This is a genomic window from Bacillus canaveralius, from assembly GCF_002860125.1.
GTDB classification, from domain to species: domain Bacteria; phylum Bacillota; class Bacilli; order Bacillales; family Cytobacillaceae; genus Bacillus_BJ; species Bacillus_BJ canaveralius.
Genome location: NZ_PGVA01000028.1, coordinates 36,981 through 59,557 on the forward strand (window position 1 = coordinate 36,981; position 22,577 = coordinate 59,557).

Annotated in this window: 22 protein-coding genes; 17 read left to right on the top strand and 5 right to left on the bottom strand. The window is 43.4% G+C overall.

Going from position 1 to position 22,577, the window contains the following annotated elements; all coding sequences use genetic code 11:
• Window positions 1–6: 6 nt before the first annotated feature.
• Complete coding sequence (locus tag CU635_RS12475; protein WP_101577707.1) at window positions 7–771, top strand: BsuPI-related putative proteinase inhibitor; 765 nt, start codon at window positions 7–9, stop codon at window positions 769–771.
• Window positions 772–872: 101 nt separating this feature from the next.
• Here CU635_RS12475 and CU635_RS23360 read toward each other — a convergent pair whose 3' ends face one another.
• Entirely contained in the window at window positions 873–1,025 is a 153-nt protein-coding gene (locus CU635_RS23360) for a hypothetical protein (protein WP_180955505.1), read from the bottom strand.
• 126 nt (window positions 1,026–1,151) lie between these two features.
• Entirely contained in the window at window positions 1,152–1,970 is an 819-nt protein-coding gene (locus CU635_RS12480; RefSeq protein ID WP_101577708.1) for a Cof-type HAD-IIB family hydrolase, read from the bottom strand.
• Window positions 1,971–2,327: 357 nt separating this feature from the next.
• On the opposite strand from CU635_RS12480, the gene CU635_RS12485 reads away from it, so the two are divergent.
• The 3 genes from CU635_RS12485 to CU635_RS12495 all read left to right on the top strand — a co-directional run bounded on the left by CU635_RS12485 (window position 2,328) and on the right by CU635_RS12495 (window position 5,233).
• Complete coding sequence (locus CU635_RS12485; RefSeq protein WP_101577709.1) at window positions 2,328–3,095, top strand: prolyl oligopeptidase family serine peptidase; 768 nt, start codon at window positions 2,328–2,330, stop codon at window positions 3,093–3,095.
• Window positions 3,096–3,174: 79 nt separating this feature from the next.
• A complete protein-coding gene (locus tag CU635_RS12490; protein WP_101577710.1) occupies window positions 3,175–3,483 on the top strand; it encodes a metal-sulfur cluster assembly factor in 309 nt (102 codons plus the stop codon).
• Between the two features lie 616 nt (window positions 3,484–4,099).
• Complete coding sequence (locus tag CU635_RS12495) at window positions 4,100–5,233, top strand: TIGR04053 family radical SAM/SPASM domain-containing protein (protein ID WP_101577711.1); 1,134 nt, start codon at window positions 4,100–4,102, stop codon at window positions 5,231–5,233.
• A gap of 48 nt (window positions 5,234–5,281) precedes the next feature.
• On the opposite strand, the gene CU635_RS12500 is transcribed toward CU635_RS12495, so the two are convergent.
• Window positions 5,282–5,980, bottom strand: coding sequence for a Crp/Fnr family transcriptional regulator (locus CU635_RS12500; RefSeq protein ID WP_101577712.1), 699 nt, complete (start codon window positions 5,978–5,980; stop codon window positions 5,282–5,284).
• Window positions 5,981–6,262: 282 nt separating this feature from the next.
• On the opposite strand from CU635_RS12500, the gene moaA reads away from it, so the two are divergent.
• The 3 genes from moaA to CU635_RS12515 all read left to right on the top strand — a co-directional run bounded on the left by moaA (window position 6,263) and on the right by CU635_RS12515 (window position 8,404).
• The gene (moaA, locus tag CU635_RS12505) at window positions 6,263–7,279 is read left to right on the top strand and encodes a GTP 3',8-cyclase MoaA (protein WP_101577713.1); all 1,017 of its coding nucleotides are present in this window, start codon (window positions 6,263–6,265) and stop codon (window positions 7,277–7,279) included.
• 266 nt (window positions 7,280–7,545) lie between these two features.
• Window positions 7,546–8,220, top strand: coding sequence for an ABC transporter ATP-binding protein (locus CU635_RS12510; RefSeq protein WP_101577714.1), 675 nt, complete (start codon window positions 7,546–7,548; stop codon window positions 8,218–8,220).
• A complete protein-coding gene (locus CU635_RS12515; protein WP_101577715.1) occupies window positions 8,213–8,404 on the top strand; it encodes a hypothetical protein in 192 nt (63 codons plus the stop codon). Before CU635_RS12510 ends, CU635_RS12515 begins: the two co-directional genes overlap by 8 nt.
• Window positions 8,405–8,480: 76 nt before the next feature.
• On the opposite strand, the gene ric is transcribed toward CU635_RS12515, so the two are convergent.
• Window positions 8,481–9,185, bottom strand: a complete 705-nt coding sequence (ric, locus tag CU635_RS12520) for an iron-sulfur cluster repair di-iron protein (protein WP_101577716.1) — start codon at window positions 9,183–9,185, stop codon at window positions 8,481–8,483.
• A 287-nt stretch (window positions 9,186–9,472) separates the two neighbouring features.
• Here ric and CU635_RS12525 point away from each other — a divergent pair, with 287 nt between their 5' ends.
• From CU635_RS12525 to CU635_RS12535, 3 genes are all read left to right on the top strand, one after another.
• Window positions 9,473–10,738, top strand: coding sequence for a molybdopterin molybdotransferase MoeA (locus tag CU635_RS12525; protein WP_101577941.1), 1,266 nt, complete (start codon window positions 9,473–9,475; stop codon window positions 10,736–10,738).
• On the top strand, window positions 10,732–11,259 hold the full coding sequence (gene mobB / locus CU635_RS12530) for a molybdopterin-guanine dinucleotide biosynthesis protein B (RefSeq protein WP_101577717.1): 528 nt from the start codon (window positions 10,732–10,734) through the stop codon (window positions 11,257–11,259). The genes CU635_RS12525 and mobB overlap by 7 nt, the downstream gene beginning before the upstream one ends.
• Window positions 11,260–11,421: 162 nt before the next feature.
• Window positions 11,422–12,138 carry a YwiC-like family protein gene (locus CU635_RS12535; protein ID WP_101577718.1) on the top strand — a complete coding sequence of 239 codons (717 nt, stop codon included), beginning with the start codon at window positions 11,422–11,424 and terminating at the stop codon, window positions 12,136–12,138.
• A 54-nt stretch (window positions 12,139–12,192) separates the two neighbouring features.
• Here the strand turns inward: CU635_RS12535 and CU635_RS12540 are convergent, their stop codons facing one another.
• The gene (locus tag CU635_RS12540; protein WP_101577942.1) at window positions 12,193–12,876 is read right to left on the bottom strand and encodes a Crp/Fnr family transcriptional regulator; all 684 of its coding nucleotides are present in this window, start codon (window positions 12,874–12,876) and stop codon (window positions 12,193–12,195) included.
• A 233-nt stretch (window positions 12,877–13,109) separates the two neighbouring features.
• Here CU635_RS12540 and argC point away from each other — a divergent pair, with 233 nt between their 5' ends.
• The 7 genes from argC to argF all read left to right on the top strand — a co-directional run bounded on the left by argC (window position 13,110) and on the right by argF (window position 22,551).
• The gene (gene argC, locus CU635_RS12545) at window positions 13,110–14,144 is read left to right on the top strand and encodes an N-acetyl-gamma-glutamyl-phosphate reductase (protein ID WP_101577719.1); all 1,035 of its coding nucleotides are present in this window, start codon (window positions 13,110–13,112) and stop codon (window positions 14,142–14,144) included.
• A 35-nt stretch (window positions 14,145–14,179) separates the two neighbouring features.
• Window positions 14,180–15,397, top strand: a complete 1,218-nt coding sequence (argJ, locus tag CU635_RS12550) for a bifunctional ornithine acetyltransferase/N-acetylglutamate synthase (protein ID WP_101577943.1) — start codon at window positions 14,180–14,182, stop codon at window positions 15,395–15,397.
• Entirely contained in the window at window positions 15,360–16,211 is an 852-nt protein-coding gene (argB, locus tag CU635_RS12555) for an acetylglutamate kinase (protein ID WP_245917453.1), read from the top strand. Before argJ ends, argB begins: the two co-directional genes overlap by 38 nt.
• Window positions 16,171–17,331 carry an acetylornithine transaminase gene (locus tag CU635_RS12560; protein ID WP_101577720.1) on the top strand — a complete coding sequence of 387 codons (1,161 nt, stop codon included), beginning with the start codon at window positions 16,171–16,173 and terminating at the stop codon, window positions 17,329–17,331. The genes argB and CU635_RS12560 overlap by 41 nt, the downstream gene beginning before the upstream one ends.
• A gap of 72 nt (window positions 17,332–17,403) precedes the next feature.
• Entirely contained in the window at window positions 17,404–18,489 is a 1,086-nt protein-coding gene (locus CU635_RS12565; protein ID WP_101577721.1) for a carbamoyl phosphate synthase small subunit, read from the top strand.
• Complete coding sequence (locus CU635_RS12570) at window positions 18,482–21,595, top strand: carbamoyl-phosphate synthase (glutamine-hydrolyzing) large subunit (protein ID WP_101577722.1); 3,114 nt, start codon at window positions 18,482–18,484, stop codon at window positions 21,593–21,595. The genes CU635_RS12565 and CU635_RS12570 overlap by 8 nt, the downstream gene beginning before the upstream one ends.
• Window positions 21,596–21,603: 8 nt before the next feature.
• A complete protein-coding gene (gene argF, locus CU635_RS12575) occupies window positions 21,604–22,551 on the top strand; it encodes an ornithine carbamoyltransferase (RefSeq protein WP_373270855.1) in 948 nt (315 codons plus the stop codon).
• Window positions 22,552–22,577 lie beyond the last annotated feature (26 nt).

The following is a 22,577-nucleotide window of genomic DNA, read 5'->3' on the forward strand; positions in this document are numbered from 1 at the left end:
ATCGCAATGAAAAAAATGTTTATCCTAATCTTTTGCTTATTGCTTTCCTATTTGCCTAAGAACGCCTTTAGTGAAACAGGGGGGTCTTATCAATTTTTTGTCCATGCAATCGGAGGTCCCGAAAAGGCAGAATTTGTTTTAATTTTAAAAAATGATGGGTCAAAGCCGTTGGATTTTGAATTTTCCAGTTCACAAAAATACGATATTTTGGTCAGAGATGAAAACGGCGGTGTCGTCTACCAATATTCTGAGGGACGTTCTTTCCTGCAGGCGCTGCAAACGTTAACATTAAACCCGGAGGAAACAGTTTCATGGACCGAAGAATGGAACTATAAGCAGGACGGTGTCCGGGTCACCGCTGGAAATTATAAAGTGGAAGCAGCTATCACAGCAAGACAAATAAACGGTGCGGTAAATGATCGTCCAACTGCAACTGCTGAGCTTATCATTCCTATGGAAAATCCAGTCTTTCGGAATATCAAAGCGTCCGGTGTAAAAGGGAATTATACGATTACAGGGGAAGCGCGGCCCGGCACGGGTGAATTTTTTTATACGGCAGAGGATGGCCATAATGAATTGGTGACAGAGCAAACGATGAGAACAGGCTCGGAATATCCGGATTGGTCCAAATTCGAGTTAAGCATCCGTATACCGGCAGATAAGCTCCCGAAAAATGGCTCCGTTATCACCAGCCTTTATGAACGAACGAACCAAGGCGGGCAAACGTTCCATCATTATCCGGTCCTTCTCGAAAGTTTTCGAGAGCCATAAAACAAAGCGGTTCCGAAAAACGCTTTATCGGAACCGCTTTTTTGCATGTTGTTTGTGTTAGCAGCAATTCAGGCTTTCTAGAAAACAGCTGTCAGCTGACCTTATACTCCTCCGAGAGATGATTCTTTCACATTCGCCATTTTGCGAGCCTCAGCTTCAGCGTATGTTGTGTGAAATGGGATGCGTTCATCATGCTTAGATACGGTGTCTACTGCATACTGCACAAAGCGTTTTGATTTATTGTGTTTACCCATACGAATCCCTCCATCCGAGTTTCGAGCTATGAAACAGCTTCGCTGCTTCATTTTTAGTATGCTCCGGTTATACATAAACAACTAGGATTAAAAGCCAATTTTTTAAAAATTTTTCAGGCTGTGAGATTATAATGCTTTTAAATTTAATAAATCGTTCAGGTAGACGCCTATGCCATCTTCCTCGTTCGTCAACGTTACTTCATTGGCGATGTTTTTAACAATGTCAATTGCATTTCCCATCGCAATTCCCCTGCCGGCAAATTCAAGCATATCGAGATCGTTATCCTCGTCTCCAAAGGCAATAACATTTTCGGGCGCGATTTGGAAATAATCGCAAGCTTTCTTTAAGCCGACCGCTTTATTCAAGCCGAATTTGACAAGTTCAATCACATGCCATGGTGCGGCCCAACGGCGATGGTCAATTACCTCGGCGTGGACATCTGACAGGTGGTCCCTGATCGTCCGGACATGCTCTTCATCGGTGTGGATCAGCATGCTTGTCGGCGAGTCTTTTAAAAATCTCCGTAAATCGCCGGTTGTAACGTTCGGATTTCCCAGGCTGAACACGTCCAATAATTTTTCATCATGGTAATGGATAAACACATCATCGATGACTTCAGCTATAATGTTGTGAAAATGAAAAGTACCGAGCGCTTCAACGATATCCTGTGCGACACTGATATCCATTGGTGAATGATAAACTCCCCATTTTGTATCAAGCGGGTGGTGTATAAATGCACCGTTAAAGTTGACAATCGGCGTATCAAGGCCAAGCTCGTGGTAATAAATCTCGCTTGAACGAAACGGCCTGCCGGTTGCAATCATCACGATATGGCCTTGTTCGCGAGCCTTATTGAGCACTCCTTTTGTTTTTTCCGATATTGTTTTATCATCCTTTAATAATGTACCATCAAGATCTAAAGCGATTAAATGTCTCTCTGCCATATGGTCTCCTTCTTGAGCGAATTTCTTTTTTAGTGAGTAAATTTCACAATGTATTAAGCTGGACCGAAAAACGAATGCAATTATCATAACATGCAGGACGATTGAGTATTGAACGGCTATCACTGTCTTGATATTAAATAGTTATTCGTTTTTCAATTAAACAAATGCTTTTATTCAGTGTAAAGCTTTAGAAAAAAAAATGTCTACATGATAAACTCAATTTATAGAAAGAATTTACATTCTATAATGGTTTACTATATTTACCTTTATTATTATGTTATCAATTTCATGATAAGTTGTAAAAAAAATTCACTTTGAACAGCTTTTTTTGTTTCATCGTCCAGGGGGTTTCTAGAGTTGATTATTGTTGAAAATCTGCGTATTGGCAATATTCCCGTTCTGCATTTAGCCAAAAAAGACGAGAGTAGTAAATCGCTTCCGTTGGTTATTTTTGTCCACGGATTTACAAGCGCAAAAGAAATAAATCTGCATTATGGCTATTTGCTGGCCCAGAAGGGTTTCAGGGTTGTTTTGCCTGAAACGATCCATCATGGTGAACGAGCACAGGAATCAGGCGACAAAAACTTAAACTTCAGGTTTTGGGATATTGTATTAAATACGATTGAAGAGCTAAATACTATTAAAGAATATTATGAGCGCAAAAATTATATTGAGGTTGAGCGGATCGGCGTTGCCGGTACCTCGATGGGAGCGATTGTCACATTGGGAGCATTGACACAATACTCCTGGATTAAAACAGCAGTAAGCTTAATGGGTATGCCTTATTATGAACAGTTTGCGCTCGCACAATTGGACGAAATGAAAAAAAGGGGAATTCGCTTCCCGTTTAGTGAGAATGAAATAGCCAGCCTCTTCAGCCATCTCCAAAAATACGATTTAAGTGCCCAGCCTGAAAAGCTTGAACAAAGGCCGTTATTATTCTGGCACGGAAAAAAGGACCCGGTTGTTCCTTATCAGCCGGCATATCATTTTTATGAATCAATGAAACCGGCTTATCAAGACGCACCGGACCGTTTGAAATTTATCAGCGATGAAAAGGCGGAGCACAAAGTCAGCATGGAAGGAATCGCAAGTACGGTTAAATGGTTTGAAACCTACTTGTAGTGCTTCTGCTTTTAAACATGATGCTTTCTCTGGTATCATATCAGTACGGATAAAAAAAGCTGCGAAGGAGTGAAGCAGAATGGATCAGGAATTGAAGGACAGTATTTATGGTGCACTTGAACTTGTTGTTGACCCTGAGCTTGGAGTAGATATCGTCAACCTTGGGCTCGTTTATGACGTGGAAATGGATGAAGAGGGAAAAACAGCGATCACCATGACCCTCACTTCAATGGGCTGCCCGCTTGCCGGCACGATCATAGATTCAGTAAAACGGGCGTTGGATGATATTCCTGAGGTGAAAGAAGTCGATGTTAACATTGTCTTTAATCCGCCATGGTCAAAGGACCGGATGACAAGATACGCGAAAATCGCATTGGGCGTTCAATAATAGAAAGAATTCCGGCAGGGAATTTTCCTGCTGGATTTTTTTTGAAGTAAAGTAAAAATTTTTAGTTTGCATACTACTGCGCTAAGGTATTTTGCAGGAACAGGATTTTCAATAATAGGTTCGCTTAAATAAAGCTGGTTTTCGCTTAATTATTGATTTTTTCGCTTAATTAATGTCCACTTTCGCTTAATTCCCCTCGGTTTTCGCGTAAATAATCCGGATAACCTATGGTGATTAGCATATTATAGAAATATATGGTTTAAATTGGGATATTTAAGCCCGAAAAACAAGTCATTTGATTGAACTGATTCAAAAGAGAGGTAAAAAGGAATTTTATAAGCATAAAATACAACATTTTGCTGTTAATAGCACTCTGCCTTTCAAAAATCGCTTGTACTTTTCTTAGATTTGCCTATGTTCTTCAACCAATCAACCAAAATTATATCATAAGTACGAAAAAAAACTGTTTTCTTGTGAGATATTTCACTTTTTTTAACTCGGTAATCGCCTATAATCTTTTCGAAAGCTATCTTATTTCACCGGCTCACCGTTAAATTTTGCAGAAAAGACGGTGGTACTTTAGTCCGGGAAGCAGAAAAGGTTAGGTGGCAAAAATATGTTTTCGAGAGATTTTAATAAAGATCCATTTATTGTTATATGGGAGTTAACGCGAGCTTGTCAGCTAAAATGCCTTCATTGCCGGGCCGAAGCACAATATAAAAGGGATCCCCGCGAATTGAGTTTCGAAGAAGGAAAAGCATTGATTGACCAAATTTACGACATGAATAACCCTCTTCTTGTCTTTACGGGCGGTGATCCGCTCATGCGTGACGATGTCTTTGAAATTGCTGCTTATGCAATTAGTAAAGGGGTAAGGGTGTCGATGACTCCAAGTGCAACGCCCAATGTCACAAAGGCTGCGATTGAGAAAGCGAAAGAAGTTGGCCTGTCCAGATGGGCGTTCAGCCTCGATGGCCCGACTGCCGAGGTGCACGATCATTTCCGCGGGACTGCGGGATCGTTTGACCTGACGCTTGAACGCATCAAGTATCTGCATGAGTTGGAGATACCTGTGCAAATCAATACTGTCATTTCGCGTTATAACATTGATTACCTTGATGAAATGGCAAAGCTTGTAGAAGATTTACAGTGCGTGCTATGGAGTGTCTTTTTTCTCGTCCCAACTGGCAGAGGCCAGGAGAAGGACATGATTTCGCCTGTTGAACATGAGAAGGTATTTACATGGCTTTACCAGCTGAGCAAGAAGGTCAAGTTCGATATTAAAACAACAGCAGCCCAGCATTATCGGCGCGTCGTGATCCAGCAAAAAATACGGGAAGCAAAGGCAAAACCAGCCGAAATTCAATATTTAGATGCGTTAACCAATCAAGGGCTCACTGGTTCGATTGACGGCTTGGGGCGAGCTCCGAAGGGCGTCAATGACGGCAACGGCTTTATGTTTATCTCACACATTGGCGATGTCTATCCGAGCGGACTGCTTCCGGTGAAAGCAGGAAATATTCGCGAGCAGCCGCTTGCCGAAATATACAGGGAATCACCCATTTTCAAGGAGTTGCGGAATCCTGACATGTATAAAGGAAAATGCGGCCAATGTGAGTTTCGTTATGTTTGCGGCGGCTCCCGTTCGCGCGCCTATGCGATGACAGGAGATTACTTGGAGAGTGAGCCTTTCTGCGTTTATATACCAAAGTCGATGAGGAATAAACAAGCTGAAAATATCCAGCCATAATAAAAGGGATGGATTCGCCCATCCCTTTTTGATAAAGTTATCGATTTATTAATCAATGCTACAATAGGTTGCCGGACAATTTTCACAGCCAATTTCGTCCTTTAGGAATTGAACATCATGGACGACAATTTTGCCTCTCTTCGTAGAAATAACATCTTCCCGCTTGAGGTCATTTAAAATCCGGTTTGTGCTTTCCCGCGATGTCCCACAGAAATTCGCCAGCTCCTGGTTTGTCAGTGGAAGGTCAATCAGGATTCCATCACTGCCTTTCACCCCGTAGCTGTTTGTCATGCGAATAAGTGTTGAATATAAAGCGCCTTTTTTACCGTTTAGGACGAGGTCTCTAAACTTCGTTTGTGTTTTGCGGACATGGTCACTCATCCATTTCATAAACTCAAATGCAAGGGCGCTGTTTTGAAAGATTTCTCTTTCCAATACATCCTTTTTGATCGCTATGACTTCGCCGGCTTCAATGATTAACGCACTGAGTAAATATTTTGGGGAATCGGTGAACAGCGTCAGCTCTCCGCAAATATCATTTTGGCCGACAATTCTTAAGCTCAGCTCGCGGCCATCTGTAGTTATTTTGCTGATTTGTATTTTTCCCGATAAAACGATGTAAAGTAAATCTGCTTCGTTTCCTTCTTGGAAAAGGTACGTGCCTTTTTTTGTTTGGATTTTGTGGTCGGCAAACTGCAGCAGTTCTTTAATTTCAATCGAATGAGTTGGTTTCATTGTCACGGTCATTTATATCACCCTTTTCATAAAGTGAAAACGTTTTTCATATCATAACATTACCATTAGGTTAATAGTGGTAATTCACAAAGTTGTCAGAAATTCTCCTGCTTTACATAAAGCGGATTTGACATTCTCATGACAATTTTCAAAGTTTCACATATTATTTATGTTTTTATGATTAAATATAGGCAGATGTATCTTTTGTGAAATTAACAATAAAAAGTGTGAGGATAATAACAGCACTCCAACATAAGGTTTGTTAAAATACGTCTCATATATGGGGGTGATGGAATGAAAGATCACTTGATTCGAGATCAACTAAAAAGGCCGTTAAGGGATTTGCGAATATCTGTAATCGACCGCTGCAATTTCCGCTGCCAGTATTGTATGCCTGCTGAAATATTCGGCCCTGACTTTCCGTTCCTGCCAAAAAGCGAATTGCTTGCTTATGAAGAAATTGAACGGCTTGGACGGGTCTTTGTCGGGCTCGGTGTTGAAAAAATCCGCTTAACAGGCGGAGAACCCCTTTTGCGCAGGGATTTGCCTGTATTAGTAAAAATGCTTGCTGATATTCCAGGGTTGGATGATATTGCATTGACCACTAATGGAGTGTTACTGCCTAAACTTGCAAGCGATCTGAAAACTGCCGGCTTAAAACGGGTCAATGTCAGCCTCGATAGTCTTGATGATGAGCTGTTCGGCCAAATTAACGGCAGAAACGTCGGTGTCGGTCCGGTCTTAAAAGGCATTAATGCTGCCAAACAAGCGGGACTGGGCGTCAAGATCAATATGGTCGTCAAAAAAGGCTTAAATGAACATGAAATAGTGCCGATGGCGAAGTTCTGTAAACTGGAAGGCCTGGAGCTTCGTTTTATTGAATTTATGGATGTCGGCAGCACAAATGGCTGGAAAATGGATGATGTTGTCACGAAAAAAGAAATCTATGAGATTTTGCAAAACCACGACGCTCTTGAGGCGGTGGAACCCGCGTATTACGGGGAAGTCGCCAAATTGTATTCCTACAAGGATGCGAGCGCGCGTGTCGGCTTTATTCCATCCGTTTCTGAATCGTTTTGTTCAACCTGCACAAGGGCAAGATTATCGGCAAACGGCCAAATTTTTACTTGCCTTTTCAATGGCAACGGCCACGATTTGCGCGACTTTATGAGAGCAGGCGCAACGGATGAGGAGATTAAAGCAAGAATCATTTCGATTTGGGAACAGCGAAGCGACCGCTATTCAGATGAACGGACAGCAGAAACAATCGCAACCCGCAAGAAAATTGAAATGTCATATATCGGTGGGTGAAGGAACAACTCTGGAAAAGGGTTGTTTTTTTGTACCGAAAAATTATCTGTTAATTCACGTATTTGAAAAAAATTAAAAAAAACACAAAAAACCCCGTAGAAGATATTGACAGCAATATTAAACTATCATATTTTGGAAATAGATCGCAGTTCCAAAAAACAGGAAAATGAATGATGAATGAAATGGAAGTTTGCTAGTATTTTGGCTGCTGTCCACCTACCGCTTTGTTGGGGGTGGATGGCTGTTCAATATAGGAGGCTAATAATATGAGCATCATTAGTTTGAAGGATATCCAGGTTGTTTATAATAGCTTTCACCCGGTTTATGCTCTTCAGGATGTTTCTTTATCGATTGAAAAAGGTGAATGGATCACGATATTAGGTCCATCAGGTTCGGGGAAAACAATCTTGCTGAATGTAATCGGGGGAATGGAGCGTTCTTCCATGGGAGAGGTAGAAGTAGCCGGCATGCTGTTGAATGGGCTCTCTGACGATGCGCTCCAGGATTTCCGCCGCAATAAGATAGGCTTTATTTTTCAGCATTACCGCCTCCTTGACCAATACACGGTGGTGGAAAATGTTATGCTCCCGCAATGGCCATATCTGCCGAAAAAGGAGATTGAAAGAAGGGCAACGGAGATTTTATCACAGTTGCATATGTCCCATCGGCTTGAACATCTGCCAGGAGAGCTGTCGGGAGGGGAAAAACAGCGAACGGCGATTGCCCGGGCGATGGTCCACAATCCTGAAATACTGTGTGATGAGCCGACAGGCAATTTGGATGGAGAAAACAGGGATAATATCCTGACATGCTTGGAAGATCTTCATTACAATGGCATGACGATTTTAATCGTTACCCACGATGAGGAGGTTGCAAAGTACGGGGACCGGAGTTTGTTTTTGCGTGACGGGATTTTGAAAGAGAGGGTAGGGTTTGTTTGACATGAATAGCTCAATGTGGGTCGTTACGCTTGTTTCGGCACTATGTTTCTTCATTCTGGTTTTACTCGCAGCGTCGATAAATATCGTTATCCTGTTAAAGAAAAACTTGGGCGATACGCTGCAGTTGCGAAGAAAAAGAGCGTTTGAAAAAGGCGCATCTCTTCCGGCTAACATGACGAAGTAGATAAATAACAATAGGTAGCTTGTAGACAAAAACCTTGCCGGCTTGAGTCCGGCAAGGTAGTCAGGAAAGTCATCTATTAATTTGCCGTCAGATAGCGCGGGAACAGAATATTATTTTCAAGATGGACATGCATGAATGTTTGCTCTTCCAGCATTTCGAGACGTTTATAGACTAAACGGTAGGTTCCGCACGCATCAAGAGGCGGCGTGAAATCGGAAGTGATCTCGCGCAGTTCCTTTAAAATTGCGCCTGCATGATCATGTTCTTTTTCAAGCTGTCTAATTTCCTCCAAAATCCGGGTGCGCTCTGCTTCAGGGGCTGTTTCAAGCTTTAGCAATAATGGGAAAATGCTTTCTTCTTCTTTTGTTGTATGCTCAAGCAGCTCTTTCTTTAATTCATAATAAAGCTCATATACTTTCAGGAGTTCCGGGCGGCGGTCGCCATGAACCCTGGACACTTTCGTTACATACGGACTGAGCTGTGACAATTCCTCTTCCAATGGGCGATGGAATTTTTCTTTGATTTGCTCAATCAGTTCAGCGGAGCTCGAAGCCATCCACGTTTTTATATCTGTCGGCTCATTCCCGCTCTTTTGATAAACCTCATGCAATTCCGCCATTAAAGAATCCACGTCGATATTGCGCTGCGCTGCAGCATCGGTAAGGGGGATATTGCCTCCGCAGCAAAAGTCAATTCGATGGCGTTTAAAAATATCGCTGGATTTAGGCAGCTCATTTACAATATCTTTTACAAGTGATGTTGCTGAAAATGGCAAACTCATTATGCTTCCTCCTTAAAATCATTAAATGTTTTGATCACACCTTAACAATAAAGGATTATGATTGGTTTGAAGGTGACGCATATCACACTTAGCGATTTTTTTCTGTTTCTACTCCGTAAAGCTTGAAAACGGAGCTTTTTAATGAATGAAGTGGCAAAACAGAAGCATTTATTCCGAAAACTGCTGTGATGTTTGTCATGATCTCCTGTTTCGTATACCCTATATAATAAAGAGGCAAAAAAGAACGTTAATTTGCCGTTGTAAGTGCAGGTAGGAGCTGATGAATGATGGTTGAAAGAAGAAAACCGATTTCTATCGGGGAAGCAGTAAAGAGAGTGATGAACTATGCGAAGAATGGAAAGACAGAATACATATCGATTACGAATAGCTATGGCCGCTATCTTTCTGAAGATATAATCGCAACCCATGACGTACCTCATTTTGACCGGGCCCCATATGATGGGTTTGCGGTTCGCTCCATCGACACAGTCGGAGCTTCCCAAGAAAACCAGGTCGAATTTGAAGTGATTGATCATATTGGTGCCGGTTTGATCACATCCAAAAATGTCGGGCCGTTTCAGTGCGTCCGCATTATGACCGGAGCACAAATGCCGGAACAGTGCGATGCTGTTGTAATGCTCGAATTGGCAAAAGAGATGGAGCGTGATGGCAAAAATTATATGGCTGTTAAACGCGCATCGAAAAACGGTGAAAATGTCTCTTTCCGGGGCGAAGATGCGAAAGAAGGAGACGTTCTTGTTAAAAAAGGAACGTTTATCAATCCGGGCATCCAGGCTGTGCTCGCAACTTTTGGATACGCACAAGTTCCGGTCGCGCAAAAGCCGGTCGTTGGCCTGTTCGCAACCGGAACAGAGCTCCTTGAAGTGGAGGAGCCGTTATCACCTGGTAAAATTCGCAACAGCAATTCGCATATGATTTCGGCCCAGATTGAGCGGGCAGGAGCAGAAGTTCATTATTTTGGCAAGCTGCCGGATGATTTTGATATTTGTTTTGAGGCTGTAAAAAATGCGTTGGATAAGGTTGATATGCTTGTCACAACTGGCGGTGTATCGGTAGGGGACTTCGATTATTTGCCGGACATTTACGAAAAATTGCAGGCAGAAGTGTTATTCAATAAAGTCGGCATGAGGCCGGGCAGCGTGACGACCGTTGCCCAATATCAAGGAAAGCTCCTGTTTGGTCTTTCCGGAAATCCTTCCGCCTGCTATGTCGGATTCGAATTGTTTACAAGGCCAGTGATCCGTACACTGCTGTTCTCAGAAAAACCGCATTTACGTAAAGAACAAGCGATTCTTACCGCTAATTTTCCAAAAGCCAATCCGTTTGCACGTTTTGTCAGGAGCGCCCTTGATTTTCAGGATGGCAGGCTGACTGCCTCTCCAAGCGGTGTTGATAAATCAAACATCGTCATGAGCCTTGCCGGCGCAGACTCGTTGATGATTTTACCTGGAGGCACAAGGGGATTTGCAGCGGGGGATGAAGTAGAACTGTTGTTGCTTGAAGACCAAACCGGCAGCGAGTGGCCATGGTAAAACCTGTTGTATTCCAGGCTTGCGGTTTTCAAAACAGCGGCAAGACATTGCTGGTGACGAACTTGCTTTCAAGCCTGTCCAAAAGCGGTTTTACGACGGTGACGATTAAACACCATGGCCATGGCGGAAAACCGGATCTTCCAGTCGAAAAAGACTCAAGCCGCCACATAACGGCTGGCGCGGCTGCTACTCTCGTTGAAGGTGATGGCAGAGTCATCATTCATGGGGAAAATGCCAGTTGGCCGCTTTCTAAAAAGATACAATTCATGTCTTTATTTGAGCCGGACTTTATCATTGTCGAAGGGCATAAGCACGAAAATTATCCAAAGGCGATTTTAATAAGAACAGAGGAGGACCTTTTCCTCCTCAAACAGCTGCAGGAGGTTAAGGTAATCCTTTTTCATGAAGAGCTTGAAGGGCATAGCGAATTGGCAGGTTTAACTATTCCTTGTTTCCCGGCGCGTGGACATGAAGGAGTGCAATGGATTACCCGATTTTTAAAGGAAAACGCGCACAGCTAGTATGAGCATTTGTAATTGGGTCCATTGGGCCCTTTTTTATGGGAATGAAACAGAAAAACATGCAAAAATCGAAAAATAACTTGATATTTTGTGATTAGTTTCACTTATTACATGCCGAAAATTCTATACAGTTAAAGTAGTATAGGTATAGGAGAGATCATTATGAAGTTATTTTTGCCAAAACAGCACGGAGCCTGGGCGATGCTGATCATTCCTTTTTGGCTGAGTGCAGCGGCTGCGGGAATTCAATGGGAACACATTCCTTTTTTCTTTGGCTGGCTCCTTTTATATTTAGCGACATACCCAATGCTCTTATTATTCAAAAAAAAGAAAGTAAATTTCTATACAAAGTGGACATTCATTTATCTCGTCCCTGCTTTAATTCTGCTAGCGATTCCTTTATGGGCAAGGCCATCACTAGTGATTTTCGGTCTGTTGATGATTCCACTCTTCTTTATTAACATTTATTTCTCAGGCAAGAATCAAGACCGGGCTCTATTAAACGACTTCAGCGCTATCTTTGTATTTGCGATTGCCGGGCTTGCGAGCGGGTATTTAAGCGCCGGAATGATTTCAGAGGACTTGGTTTTGATTTTTGTAGGATCGGTTTTGTTCTTTGCAGGGAGTACGTTTTATGTGAAAACAATGATCAGGGAAAAGAAAAGCCGTTTATATAAACGAATTTCCTGGACATATCATGCCCTTGTACTGCTTATCTGGCTTGTGTCCGGGCAATGGCTGATTGCGTTTGCGTTTTTGCCGAGCCTGCTGAGAGCATTTGCTTTTTATGGAAAGCCATATTCTATCAAAAAAGTTGGCATTCTCGAAATCGCCAATGCGGCTTTTTTCTTTATTGTAATGCTGATCGCAATTATTTAGGCAAAGATAAAAAGCTTCATGGCTGGTTTCAGTTTGCCATGAAGCTTTTTTCGGTTACTCGATATTACAAATATCAACCGGGCAGTTTTCACAATCGATTTCAAGCTTTAAATAATCGAGATCCTGAATCGTAATCAAGCTTTTATCCATGCTGATAATGTCATTTTTGCGCAGTTCGCTGAGTAGCCGGTTGACCACTTCTCTAGAGGTGCCGCAAAAGTTGGCAAGGTCCTGGTTGGTGAGGGGAACGTTGATTAAAATCCCGTTTTTTCTGGCAACTCCGTAGCTGTTTGATAAACGGATTAACGTTGAATATAAAGCGCCTTTTTTTCCATGCAGGACTAGATCGCGAAATTTTGTTTGCGTTTTGCGATGCTGTCCGCTGAGCCATCTCATGAATTCCAGCGCTGCACGGCTGTTTTCGGCTAGCTTTTCCTCGAGATCGTCTCTATAAATCACTGCCACTTCGCCGCTTTCGACTATTTTTGCGCTCAGCATATATTTAGGTGCAGGACAAAACAAAGAAAGCTCCCCGATTAAATCTCCTTCGGAACACATTCTTAACGTCAATTCACGGCCATCGGGAACCATCTTACTGATTTGCACTTTTCCGCTTTGAATCAGGAAAAGCTCAGCGGCATTTTCCCCTTCCTGAAAAAGGAATGCCCCCTTTTCCGTTTTCCGCATATGATGCACCATTTGGAAGATCTCTGTTAATTCAGCCGAAATTTCTGACATTACCTGCATGTTTTAACCACCTTTTGAAGGTGCGAAACTGTCTCGCTTTTAAATATTTTAAAAATAAAAACTATTTATCGTCAACTGTCTATAACATAAAAATATAAAACAGTTTAAAAATTTAGTTTTTACGGTTGCTTTCTTGAAAGTAAATTCTTATAATAAGAGAAACATATTTTTCATAAATATAAGTTTTTATGATTAAATATACATTTTTCTTGAGGGGGAAATGCATGAACGTTTCTATTATCGGAACAACCGGGTATGGTGGTGCTGAATTATTAAGGATTTTGCATTCTCACCCTGTATACAATATACAATCAATTCATTCAACAAGAGAAGAGCTTCCGATCAGTGAAGAATATCCGCACTTAACAGATATCCTAGATCATCGGCTTGAAAAAATTGATCCCGATAAAATCGCTGAACATTCCGAGCTTGTCTTTTTGGCTACTCCATCAGGAGTTTCCGGCAAGCTTACCGAGGCTTTTGCGGACTCGGACATTCAAATTGTTGATTTATCAGGGGATTTGCGCTTAAAACAAAGCGGCGTCTATAAAAAATGGTATGGACATAATGCGGTCGATCCGAAAATCATTAATGAGGCTGTGTACGGATTATCAGAGTGGAACAGTCAGGATGTAGCCCGGGCAAGGATACTGTCCAATCCCGGCTGCTATCCGACAGCTGCTTTACTTGGGCTGGCTCCTGTCGCGATGAATAAATTGATCGATCCCGCCATGATTATTATCGATGCAAAGTCAGGAGCTTCTGGGGCGGGGCGCGCAGCTTCAAAAGGAAGCAACTTTTCAGAAGTAAACGAAAATATAAAAATTTATAAAGTTAATCAGCACCAGCATATCCCGGAAATTGAACAGCAATTAAATGTGTGGAATGAAGCGATTGGCAACATCACGTTCAGCACGCATTTACTGCCGATCACAAGGGGAATTATGGCAACGATGTATGTTAAACTGCTCCAACCTGTTTCGACAGAGGAAATAACTGATTTATACAGGGAAATGTATAAAAATCATCCATTTGTCAGAATCCGGCCAGTTGGTACTTATCCGTCGATCAAAGAGGTTGCCGGCTCCAATTATTGTGATATTGGCTTGAATTCGGATGAAAGAACAGGCAGGCTGACGATTGTGTCGGTGATTGATAATTTAGTGAAAGGGGCGGCCGGGCAGGCTGTCCAAAATGCAAACATCATGAATGGACTTGATGAAAAAGCCGGTTTAGAATTTGTACCATTTTATCCGTAACAAAGGGAGGCTAGAATATTTTGCAAACAATTACCATGAAAAAGGGAATAAAAGCGATCACAAAAGGGAGCATCCTGTCACCAAAAGGCTTTAGCGCCGATGGAGTTCATGCCGGCATGCGTTATGCAAAAAAAGATGTGGGCGTGATCGTCAGTGATACTCCGGCAAGCTGCGCTGCCGTTTATACAACAAATCTCTTTCAGGCTGCACCGCTAAAGGTGACAATGGAAAGCATCGAGCAAGCAGGCCTGGTGCAGGCGGTAATTGTAAACAGTGCATGTGCGAATGCGTGTACAGGAGAACGGGGATTGGCAGACGCTTATAAGATGAGGGAACTAACAGCCCGAAAGTTTAATATAAAAGAAAATCATGTCGCAGTTGCTTCGACTGGAGTGATTGGTGAATATTTACCGATGGACAAAATTGAAAAAGGAATTGCCGGGTTGTCTCCCGGTGCAGCTGAAAGCAACGCTGAAAGCTTTCAAACTGCTATTCTCACAACGGATCTGGTCATGAAAAAATCGTGCTTTTCCGCAGTAATTGATGGAAAGACCGTTGTAATGGGCGGCGCAGCAAAAGGGTCGGGAATGATCCATCCAAACATGGCGACGATGCTTGCCTTTGTAACAACGGACGCCAACATCGCTTCCGACCACTTGAGTGCGGCTCTGAAAGAAGTGACCAACCGAACCTTTAACCAAATAACCGTTGATGGGGATACTTCGACAAACGATATGGTGCTCGTCATGGCAAATGGAAAAGCTGGCAATGAAGCGCTGTCGCCTGAACATCGTGACTGGCCGTTGTTTGTCGAGTTGCTTGCTGAAAGCTGTGAAAGCCTGGCAAAGCAAATTGCGAAAGATGGAGAAGGGGCAACAAAGTTGATTGAAGTGAACGTAACCGGAGCAGCTGACAACTACGATGGCAATATGATTGCCAAGCAAATCGTTGGCTCAAATCTCGTCAAAACTGCTGTATACGGTGCGGATGCAAACTGGGGCCGGATTATTTGCGCAATCGGCCAAAGCTCAGCCAGCCTCAATCCTGCTGCCGTTGATATATCGATCGGCCCGATCAAGATGCTGTCCAAAAGTGAGCCGCAGCCATTTTCGGAACAAGAGGCGACAGAGTATCTGAACAATGACTTTATTCAAATATTTGTCGATATCCACTCAGGAGCCGGAGCCGGCAAAGCATGGGGGTGCGATTTAACCTATGACTATATCAAAATTAATGCAAGCTACCGAACATAATGTGAACAAGATTATCGTCATTAAATGCGGGGGCAGTGTTATTGACTTGCTGACACCTTCCTTTTTCAACAGCTTGCACGAGCTTGACAAGCAAGGCTGGCAATTTGTATTCGTCCATGGCGGCGGCCCTGATATCAATAAGCTTCTCGCACTGTACGATGTTGTACCTGAATTCCGAAACGGCCTGCGGAAAACAACAGCAGAAACGATGCAGGTTGTTGAAATGGTCTTAACGGGGCAGACAAATCGAAAACTGGCTGAACTTCTCGGCCAGTACGGTTTTAATCCGATCGGATTAAGCGGAAGTGATGGAAAGTGCCTAAAAGCCAGGTTTATTAACAAAAAGGAACTCGGATTTGTTGGCGAGGTAATCGAAGTTAACCAAAGTGTAATTAACATGCTGTTAAAGGAAAATTTCACTCCTGTGATCACCCCGGTCGGTGTCACGGCGGATGGGACAAAGCTGAATATTAACGCAGATTATGCCGCTGCAGCGGTCGCGCTCGCTTTACAGGCAGAATGCTGTTTATTCGTGACCGATGTAGAAGGAATCATGATAGGAGGTTCTGTGGTATCTCATATAACGCCTGAAGAGATTGATGCATATATTTTAGAAGGCCAAATTTATGGCGGTATGGTTCCAAAAGTTGAATCAGCGCTTACCGCTGTTAAACGAGGTGTGAAAAATGCGATGATCGCGTCAGGAAAGGGCGCCATTTATGAAGATGAGCAATGGAAAGGTACGACTATAAGCAGAAAAGCGAGGTCTGATGATGAGTTATCTGTTTCCAACATATACAAAGTGGGAAGTTGAACCGGCTTCGGCGGCAGGCACGATTTTAATAGATAAAAACGGGAAGCGCTACCTCGACTTTACGTCCGGAATTGGTGTATGCAATCTCGGGCACAGGCCAAAGCCGGTTGAGGATGCGATCCAGAAGCAATTAGACCAATACTGGCATTTATCAAATTTATTTGTGATTGACAAACAGGAAGCCGCCGCGAAAATGCTTGCTGATGCAGCAGGGCTTGACTTGGTGTTTTTTGCGAACAGCGGTGCAGAGGCAAATGAGGCAGCCATTAAGCTTGCCCGTAAACAAACGGGAAAGCATAAAATTATCACCTTTAAAAATTCTTTTCATGGACGCACGTTCGCAACGATGGCGGCGACAGGACAGGAAAAAGTTAAAGTCGGTTTTGGGCCGATGCTTGAAACGTTTGTGACGATTCCGTTTAATGACATTGCTGCCCTTGAAAAGGAAATGTCCGATGATACAGCAGCTGTCATGCTTGAAGTCATCCAGGGCGAAGGCGGAATCATCACCGCTGAAGAACAATTCCTGGCAAAAGTAGCTCATTTATGTAAACAGCATCAAGCCATGCTGATTATCGATGAAATTCAGACAGGAATAGGCAGAACCGGTAAACCGTTCGCGTTCCAGCATTTTGGGTTGAAGCCTGATATTGTCACAACGGCGAAAGGCTTGGGAAGCGGGCTGCCGATCGGAGCAGTGATTGGAAAAGGAAATCTCAGCTCTGCATTCGGCCCGGGCAGCCATGGCTCAACCTTTGGCGGAAACCCGCTCTCAGTTGCCGCAGCCACTGCTACGATGGAGGTTGTTTTTCAAGACTCCTTCCTGGCAGAAGTGAAAGAAAAAGGCGAATACTTGGCAAAGGCATGCTCAGCTTTATTATCATTGCCCCAGGTGAAAGAAATAAGGGGCCTTGGCATGATGCTGGGGATTGGATTAAGCGTCAACGTCCAGGACACGCTCGCAACATTAAGAAAAGCTGGGTTGCTGGCTTTGCCGGCAGGAGAAAATGTACTGAGGCTGCTACCGCCGCTTACTGTTACCGAACAAGAAATCAATGAAGCGGTAGCGATGATCCAAAACACATTAACCAATCAATCATTAACGGCCGTTCAAGGCTAAATTTTTTGATGCGTAATGCATAAAAAATATATAAAAGTTATAAATATGCAAAAAAGTGAAGAGGTGTGCAAGTTGAAAGGTTCCCTTTATTTGAAGAGCGGAGAGTGTTTTGAAGGAGAATGGCTTACAGCCGTCCCTGAACAGCATATACAGGGAGAAATCGTCTTTTTTACCGGGATGACAGGTTATCAGGAAGTGCTTACAGATCCTTCTTATAAAGACCAAATTATTGTGTTCACATATCCGCTGATCGGCAATTATGGAATCAATCAGGAGGATTTTGAAAGCAAAATCCCGCATGTCGCCGGCGTTATTGTCTATGAATCACACGAAGCAGCCTACCATTATGAAGCAAAATGGACATTGAAGGAATATTTGCAAAAGTGGAATATCCCGATGCTCGGCCGGGTTGATACGAGAGCATTGGTGAAGAAAATCCGCAATGAAGGCACGATGCCTGCCTTATTAACCGCAGAAAAGCATGCTGAGAAGTTGATCCGGCTTAATACTGATCTTGGATATAAAGTACGCAGCGTGTCCGGGACGGAAGCGAAAATGTATGGAGATGGTGATTTTCATATTGTTTTGATTGATTTTGGCTATAAAAAGTCAATTTTATCGTCTTTGCTGGAGCGAAATTGCCGGGTCACAGCCGTCCCTTTCGATACGCCGGCAAAGGAGATTGAAAAATTTCATCCTGATGGAATCCTGTTATCTAACGGACCGGGGGATCCAAAAGAGTTGGCAGGCTTAATGCCTGATTTAAATAAACTGCTCCGCCGTTATCCAACACTCGGCATTTGCCTTGGACACCAGCTTGCAGCGCTCTCTTTTGGCGGCAATACTCAAAAGCTCGCGTTTGGGCACCGGGGTGCAAACCACCCGATTAAGGATATTAAAACAAACTCAGTGTTAATGTCGTCGCAAAATCACAGCTATGTTGTTGAGGAGAAAAGTTTGCGGGGAACAGGCTTCAATGTCCGTTTTTATCATTTGCATGACGGGTCCATTGAAGGGCTTACCCATCAGGATTATCCGGTCCAAACGGTTCAGTTCCATCCCGAATCGAATCCAGGACCTGCTGACGGAGAATACATCTTCGATGAATTTATCGAGCTTATCAAAACAAACAACGGGAGAATTTTTGCATATGCCTAAAGATACGAGTATTCAGTCCATTCTTCTCATTGGCTCCGGGCCGATCATCATTGGCCAGGCCGCCGAATTTGATTATGCGGGAACACAGGCATGCCTGGCTCTGAAAGAAGAGGGTTATAAAGTTATTTTAGTAAACAATAATCCGGCAACGATTATGACTGACCACAGCTTTGCCGATGCGATTTATTTTGAGCCGCTGACAGCTGATGTTCTTGAGAAAATCATTGAAAAAGAACGGCCTGATGGAATGCTCGCAACACTTGGCGGCCAAACCGGATTGAATCTGGCTTTCCAGTTAAGCGAAAATGGTGTTCTCGACAAGTATAATGTCAGACTGCTGGGAACTTCAATTGAGTCGATTAAGAAAGGCGAGGACAGGGAGGCCTTTCGCGAGCTGATGAAAGAGCTGGGAGAGCCGGTGCCAGACAGCACGATTGTTACATCTTCAAAAGAGGCGCTGCAATTTGCCGCAAAAATCGGCTACCCGATTATTGTCAGGCCGGCTTATACTCTGGGAGGAACCGGCGGAGGCATTGCAGACAATCCTGACGACCTCGTCCAGCTCACCATGGGGGGCCTGAAAGAAAGCACAATTGGCCAATGTCTCATTGAAAAAAGCATTGCCGGATTTAAGGAGATCGAATATGAAGTGATGAGGGATGCGATTGGAACTTGCATCACAATTTGTAATATGGAAAATATTGATCCGGTTGGTATCCATACAGGTGATTCAATTGTTATCGCTCCTTCGCAAACGCTGACGGATGAAGAATACCAGATGCTGCGGTCCGCTTCTGTGAAAATTATTTCAAGCCTCGGTATTATTGGCGGCTGCAACATCCAATTTGCCTTGGATCCTGAAAGCAAGCATTACTATTTAATTGAAGTGAATCCGCGCGTGAGCCGATCATCAGCGCTGGCATCAAAAGCAACAGGATATCCAATTGCCAGAATAGCTGCAAAACTCGCTGTCGGCTACTCTTTAAGCGAATTAAAAAACCCGGTCACAAAAGACACGCTGGCCAGTTTTGAACCATCGCTCGACTATGTCGTCGTCAAAATACCTAAATGGCCTTTTGATAAATTTCCAGGCGGAAACCGCACACTTGGAACACAAATGAAAGCGACTGGGGAAGTAATGGGCATTGACCGGAATTTTGAGCGGGCTTTCTTAAAAGCAGTCCAGTCACTTGAAATCAATACGATTGATTTAAAGCACCCTGAAGGAGCACTAAAAACTACTGATGCGTTACTGGAAAGCTTAAAAACAGCCGATGATGAGCGTTTCCTTGTCATATTTGAATTGATGCGCCGCGGTTATGACCCTGTAAAAATACACGAACAAACGAAAATTGATCTATTCTTTTTAACTTGTTTCTCGGGCATGATTGAGCTCGAACAAACGATTGAGAGAACGTCCATTGATTCAGTAACGAAAGACAGTCTGCAGCGCTTTAAGGAAAAAGGTTTTAGCGATAAATTTATCGCACAGCAATGGAATGTTGGCGAAAAAGATGTTCGCAAAAAACGAAAATCGCTCGGTATTCTGCCTGCTTATAAAATGGTTGACACATGTGCTGCCGAATTTGAAGCAAAATCAACTTATTTTTATTCGAGCTACTTCGGTGAAAACGAGCAATTCGCTTCCAATAAACAAAAAGTACTAATCATCGGGAGCGGTCCAATTCGAATCGGCCAGGGAATAGAGTTTGATTATTGTTCAGTTCATGGTGTGTTCTCTTTAAAGGAAGAAAATATCGAAACAATTATGATCAATAACAATCCTGAAACAGTTAGTACTGATTTTGCGACAGCAGACAGGCTTTACTTTGAACCGCTTACTGTCGAATCAATTATGAACGTCATCGAAGCTGAACAGATAGACGGGGTTATTGTTCAACTCGGGGGACAGACCGCCTTGAATCTTGCAGAACAGCTGGAGGAAAATGGAGTTCGCCTTCTCGGCACAAATTCGAAAACAATCGATATTCTTGAGGACAGGGAACGCTTTTACGAGCTGCTGGCCAGTTTGGAAATCCCGCATATTGAAGGTGAGATGGCCACTTCTCCTGAGGAAATAATCGAATCGGCAACACGAATTGGTTTGCCAATTTTGATCAGGCCTTCTTATGTGATTGGCGGACAGGGGATGGAGCTGATCCAATCAGAGGATGAGTTAATGTCTTATTTGAACAATCCAAACATTCCCTATCCCGTCCTGGTTGATAAATTTTTGTCGGCGATTGAGGCGGAGATGGATGTCGTCACTGATGGGGAAAATATTCTTGTCCCAGCGATCATGGAGCATATTGAAAAAACAGGCGTTCATTCCGGTGACAGCATTTCCGTTTTACCCGCCCAGAGCATTGATAAGGAAGCACAAGCAAAAATGCTGAGCTATGCAAAGCGGGTTGTTCAGAAGCTTCACTACAAAGGAATCCTGAATATCCAATTTATTATAGAAGGAGAACGTGTTTACCTGCTGGAGATCAACCCGCGCGCAAGCCGTACAGTTCCAATCGTCAGTAAAGCGACTGGTGTACAGTTGGTGCAAATTGCGACAAAAATATTGCTTGGGAAATACTCTTTGCCGAGTGGCAATGGACTTTTGGACCACGTTCCATATGTATGTGTGAAATACCCCGTTTTCTCCAATTACGCTTTACGGGGAATTGATCCGAAAATCGGTCCGGAAATGAAATCAACCGGAGAGGGAATCAGCTTTGCAGCCAACCTGCCGGCTGCTTTAAGTAAATCCTTTCACGTCGCGATGAAAGCCCGGGCAGAAGGCAAGAACATTGTCTTTTTGCAAGGTGAAAGCACAGAAGAATGGCTCCAGCTTGCAAAAGAGGCGGGAGTAAAACTGATCCAGCCGGAAGACATTGAGAAACAGCTGCAAGCTGCTAGTACCGCCGCTTTTTTCAGCACAGGAAAATCGGATCAAGTTCGCGAGTTACGCGAGCTTGCGGTTAGGAACCGGGTTTTGAATTTTACTGAAACAGAAACACTCACAGCATTTTTAACAGGATTACAAGTTAAAGGTATAACTGTCAACAAGCTTGCTGAATGGCAGGAAATGATGAAGAAGGATGTGACAGCAGTATGATTCCCGTAATAGATACAGGCACAGCAATGAACCTTAAAGGTAAGGATTTTCTGACTCTGGCTGATTTTTCGCCTGAAACGATCAAGGGATTGCTTGCAAAAGCAAAGAAATTGAAAAATTCATTGTTGCTTGGTGAACAGCCTCCCCTGTTAAAGGGAAAGATTTTGGGGTTGATTTTTGAAAAATCGTCAACGAGGACGCGTGTCTCATTTGAAGCAGGCATGCTCCAGCTTGGCGGCAATGCCCTGTATTTGAACAGCCATGATTTACAGCTTGGCAGAGGCGAGACGATCGCTGATACAGCGAAGGTGTTATCGCAGTATCTGGATGGAATCATGATTCGCACCTTTTCTCATCAGACGATTGAGGAGTTGGCATTGCATGCTGATATTCCTGTCATCAATGGGCTAACGGACCTGTACCACCCTTGCCAGGCGCTGGCAGATTTGCTGACGATCGAGGAAAAACACGGCTCACTTAATGGTGTTAAAATTACTTATGTTGGTGACGGCAATAATGTTGCCAATTCGTTAATGATCGGTGCGGCAAAAGTCGGCAGCCACATTACAATCGCCTCGCCAAAAGGTTATGAACCACCTGCCAATGCTGTTGCGATTGCCGAAAAAGCGGCAAAAGAAAGCGGAGCAAAGGTGACAATCTGCAATGATCCTTATGAAGCAGTCAAGGATGCTGATGTCATCTATACCGACGTCTGGACTAGTATGGGCCAGGAAGCAGAAAATGCCGAGCGACTTGAGATTTTCAAAGATTTCCAGGTGAACAAACAGCTTGTCGAGCTTGCAAATCAAGACTTTTTGTTCTTGCATTGCTTACCGGCACACCGCGGGGAAGAAGTGAGTGCCGAAATCATTGACGGCGGGCATTCAGCAGTGTTTGAACAGGCAGGAAACAGGCTTCATGCTCAAAAAGCGCTGCTCGCAGAGATATTAGCTTAAATAGAAGGGGCTGGCAATTGGAATTG

What these genes read in the sequence shown, in the direction of transcription:
- CU635_RS12475 (WP_101577707.1), top strand. Translation starts at nt 7, where the DNA reads ATGAAAAAAATGTTTATCCTAATCTTTTGCTTATTGCTTTCCTATTTG.
- CU635_RS23360 (WP_180955505.1), bottom strand. Translation starts at nt 1,025, where the DNA reads ATGGGTAAACACAATAAATCAAAACGCTTTGTGCAGTATGCAGTAGAC.
- CU635_RS12480 (WP_101577708.1), bottom strand. Translation starts at nt 1,970, where the DNA reads ATGGCAGAGAGACATTTAATCGCTTTAGATCTTGATGGTACATTATTA.
- CU635_RS12490 (WP_101577710.1), top strand. Translation starts at nt 3,175, where the DNA reads ATGGATCAGGAATTGAAGGACAGTATTTATGGTGCACTTGAACTTGTT.
- CU635_RS12495 (WP_101577711.1), top strand. Translation starts at nt 4,100, where the DNA reads ATGTTTTCGAGAGATTTTAATAAAGATCCATTTATTGTTATATGGGAG.
- CU635_RS12500 (WP_101577712.1), bottom strand. Translation starts at nt 5,980, where the DNA reads ATGACCGTGACAATGAAACCAACTCATTCGATTGAAATTAAAGAACTG.
- moaA (WP_101577713.1), top strand. Translation starts at nt 6,263, where the DNA reads ATGAAAGATCACTTGATTCGAGATCAACTAAAAAGGCCGTTAAGGGAT.
- CU635_RS12510 (WP_101577714.1), top strand. Translation starts at nt 7,546, where the DNA reads ATGAGCATCATTAGTTTGAAGGATATCCAGGTTGTTTATAATAGCTTT.
- ric (WP_101577716.1), bottom strand. Translation starts at nt 9,185, where the DNA reads ATGAGTTTGCCATTTTCAGCAACATCACTTGTAAAAGATATTGTAAAT.
- CU635_RS12525 (WP_101577941.1), top strand. Translation starts at nt 9,473, where the DNA reads ATGGTTGAAAGAAGAAAACCGATTTCTATCGGGGAAGCAGTAAAGAGA.
- mobB (WP_101577717.1), top strand. Translation starts at nt 10,732, where the DNA reads ATGGTAAAACCTGTTGTATTCCAGGCTTGCGGTTTTCAAAACAGCGGC.
- CU635_RS12535 (WP_101577718.1), top strand. Translation starts at nt 11,422, where the DNA reads ATGAAGTTATTTTTGCCAAAACAGCACGGAGCCTGGGCGATGCTGATC.
- CU635_RS12540 (WP_101577942.1), bottom strand. Translation starts at nt 12,876, where the DNA reads ATGTCAGAAATTTCGGCTGAATTAACAGAGATCTTCCAAATGGTGCAT.
- argC (WP_101577719.1), top strand. Translation starts at nt 13,110, where the DNA reads ATGAACGTTTCTATTATCGGAACAACCGGGTATGGTGGTGCTGAATTA.
- argJ (WP_101577943.1), top strand. Translation starts at nt 14,180, where the DNA reads ATGAAAAAGGGAATAAAAGCGATCACAAAAGGGAGCATCCTGTCACCA.
- argB (WP_245917453.1), top strand. Translation starts at nt 15,360, where the DNA reads ATGACTATATCAAAATTAATGCAAGCTACCGAACATAATGTGAACAAG.
- CU635_RS12560 (WP_101577720.1), top strand. Translation starts at nt 16,171, where the DNA reads ATGAGTTATCTGTTTCCAACATATACAAAGTGGGAAGTTGAACCGGCT.
- CU635_RS12570 (WP_101577722.1), top strand. Translation starts at nt 18,482, where the DNA reads ATGCCTAAAGATACGAGTATTCAGTCCATTCTTCTCATTGGCTCCGGG.